Annotated in this window: 4 protein-coding genes; all 4 read right to left on the reverse strand. The window is 35.4% G+C overall.

Annotation, left to right across the window (positions count from 1 at the left end; all coding sequences use genetic code 11):
• Positions 1 to 241: 241 nt before the first annotated feature.
• A complete protein-coding gene (locus K6G87_RS16900) occupies positions 242 to 1,063 on the reverse strand; it encodes a transglutaminase domain-containing protein (protein ID WP_296839848.1) in 822 nt (273 codons plus the stop codon).
• Positions 1,064 to 1,243: 180 nt separating this feature from the next.
• On the reverse strand, positions 1,244 to 1,588 hold the full coding sequence (locus K6G87_RS16905) for a hypothetical protein (protein WP_296839849.1): 345 nt from the start codon (positions 1,586 to 1,588) through the stop codon (positions 1,244 to 1,246).
• 37 nt (positions 1,589 to 1,625) lie between these two features.
• The gene (locus tag K6G87_RS16910; protein WP_296839852.1) at positions 1,626 to 2,372 is read right to left on the reverse strand and encodes a 5-bromo-4-chloroindolyl phosphate hydrolysis family protein; all 747 of its coding nucleotides are present in this window, start codon (positions 2,370 to 2,372) and stop codon (positions 1,626 to 1,628) included.
• Between the two features lie 199 nt (positions 2,373 to 2,571).
• Positions 2,572 to 3,315 (reverse strand): hypothetical protein (locus K6G87_RS16915; RefSeq protein ID WP_296839853.1); only part of this gene is annotated, 744 nt, incomplete at its 5' end.

Consider the following 3,315-nt stretch of genomic DNA (forward strand, 5'->3'; position numbering starts at 1 on the left):
TATGTGAAGCTTATGCCACTTAGACTACTTAATCATTCTGTTTGTAAGACAATTTACCAGATATCCCTCGGCATTTATATTCACAATATATTTGCTGTAGATGTTCTTGTGTTGTCTTATCTTGAGTTAATATTATCAGAACGTTTGTCACAGAAGTGTCACACAAGATTATTCTCGCTAATATTTGACGGATATTATTTCAATGGTGCCACTTTGCCTGGTAGCTCAATGAAATTATTATTTAAAAAAGTACCATACACCAACTAAGATCAGCTTTAACATGACTTTGAGTTATATCAGCCCAACAGGTATCGCAATTATACCAGATGCCATTATATAAAACTTCATTCCACATATGGGTGTTGCTTATTACGGTCCTGGAAGGTATTCCTGAGAAGTCTAACAGCATCATGTATAATTTAGCGTATGCTTGGCAGTTGCCTAGCCCATAAAGCATAGGCCCGTCAACAGATGTTATGATATTCCATGTAGTAGGATCTGAATAAGGATCAATGGTGTAATATTCCATAACCGTAGATGGTACAGCATAGAAGTTAACAATAGTTACCAGCTCATTATCCCATAGATAATATCGGCACCAGTAATTATAGGCCTGAATTAAAGCGTTTGCATGTTCTGTCAAGCCTCTTGCTTTCCATCCATATAAGATATTACCATTGCAGTAATAATCAAAAATTCGTGAGTCCGTTTCACCTTCAAGGGATGATAGTCCATTAGCACTTAAAAAGTAATCTATATCGAACTGGGTATAATCCATATAAGCTTCGAGGGTACATGGAGCCAGTTCTCCGTTGGGCTTGCAGTACATTTCGTAGTAGGCCCAAACTGTCTCTTTATCAGGATAACCAATCTCAGGATGTTTTAATACAAAAGCAATGAAATTAAATGTTTCAAATGTAGTATTGTAGCACTTCCCGACTTCATCAACAGCCACCTTTACATGATCCACATCGATTGCATAAGATCTTGTGCAGGGTGACAGGACTAGCAGAATAACAGTTACAAAAGTAAAAATAACCTTTAGAATCTTACTTTTTTTCATAATATTATCACCATCCTTCCATGGCATATCAGTGATATTATTATTTCGGATATTTTGGAAAATCGTTGATGGATTTCTTTAAATCATGCCTATTTTTCAAGCGGCTTTTCGATTATTATAAATACTTTGTCCATCTATACTTTTTCTACAAATAAAGTAGTCGATTTGGCTCTTTTGATTTTACGATATTGGTACGATCTGACTAATCTGCTGCTGAAGCAATGGTTCCAGATTTATTGCAACTCGTCCTTCAGACTTACCCATCAAGTGCCAATGTATGTACAGCAGATCAGCATTAGCTCCATAAATAACCTGAAGATCAGGATTATAAATGAAGTAATAATATGCGTTAAATTCCTCAGTGTTCACCGAAGCCGTCTTTAAAGCTTCAATTTCCTCAACTGATATAATATCTTCGCTTGCATCTACAGTTATTTTATTAACAGGTGCTAAGACAATTCCTATTACGAGTAAAGCCAATAATACCGTAGACACGATTTTAGATAGTAATACTTTTCTTTTCATTTCTTTATCCTCCGTAAAAACCATGCACATTCCTGTACTATTTTTTTATACTTTCCTTCAGCCCATCCATCTCCATAACTTGTTTCATTGCTGCGACCTCTGAAGAAATATCTATCGTATCATCTTGATAAATTAGCTCCAGGCAACTTTTAAAAGCGCCATATGAATCATCCATTAGTTCCTCTATTTCCTTTTTTGTTTTCTCAACAGATTCACCTGACACTCCAGTCTTATCGTACTGAACGTATGCGCTCAATACCTTGTCAATAGTAGGCAAATAATAGTCAAATAGTTTATGCACCCGACGCGCTTGTTTGGGATGGTAAATGATGGCATCTACTATCTTGTTTAAGATGTCTATTATTTTTTTCAGTGATACTCGTATTTCTTCACTTTTAATAGTCTTTGAAAATGTATAGAATTTATCGATATACCTTTTTCCAGTCATCACGTACTCTTGGACATCTTCAGAAAGAGAATTAATTGCCTCATTTTTCTTTGCTTCTTCCGAATTGATATTCTCTTCTCTTTGTTTCTTCTCCTGCTCACTAATCTTTAGTTTCTCTTTTATAGCCTTTACCATCTTAGATATCAGAATATAAACAGCAAATAATACTATTCCTAGTCCTATTATTGGTATAGCTATATGCGGATATAAAATCAGGCCAACAATCGAAGCCGCAAGAATCAATATGGGAATTATATGATCAAAAACCCACTCTAATACACTTGCCAAAATAGCCAACACCACTATAGCAACTACAATCCAAATTATGATTTGCATCTGATATCCTCTAGAAACAATTATCTGTTAGTACATGTAAAAAACCAGAGAATGCGTGATTGCATATCGCACACTCCCTGGTGTATTATAAGACAAGTCCAGAAACAGGCACTATTTGCGATAGCTGAAAACGAACAAGCAGATTATCAAGAATTCGCTTTGCTGATGCAAACAAGAACTGTGCTATAAAGTTATCACTTTACATATCAATTCCAAGATCATCTGCGGAGATTTCTTCTGTTTCAATATTTCCCATACTCGTACCTATTCTGTTTGAAGTATCTTCCGCTTTAAATGCCCATAGATAGTATTGCTCCACAGAGCTGCTGGAAGGCAAATTCATTTCCTTTCGAATACCATCCTCTTCAAGCTTTATTCTAGAATACTTGTGATTACCATTTTCAATTTTAGTTGCACATAATCCTGACATTGCATTAAATATCAACAATCCATCAGGTGTTGAATGTGTGTATTGTAGCTGATTACTCGATACTTTCTCTAATTCATAAACATCTGCCATTTTGTTTTGCTCAAGGTAAGATAATAAAGGTTCTGCCCATCTTAATTCCTTGTCATTTGTTATATACTTATTCTCGCATGCGTCAATGAATTTTTTTATCTCATCCTCGTAAGTAGTAGCATAAAGTCTTTGATTCACAAAAGCAGGCGCAATCGTGTTCTTATCAAGATTCTTCACACATCCTAATCTTTCGCAGTTTGCATTAAGATATTCCCATAGTTTCCTTAAATTTGTTTTTGTCCGATTTAAGTCAAAAACTATGTACAACCCCGCCACCATTGCAAGAAGAAGCCCTAATACAGGATTGAAAAAGAGCATGACAACAGCTACTACGACCAATATGCATTGTACTGGATATCTACTAAAAACATATGCTATTCCTCCAGCTCCATACATTAGGCCCATACCTATATACTTTATAAC

The sequence above is a fragment of the Butyrivibrio sp. genome, from assembly GCF_024699075.1.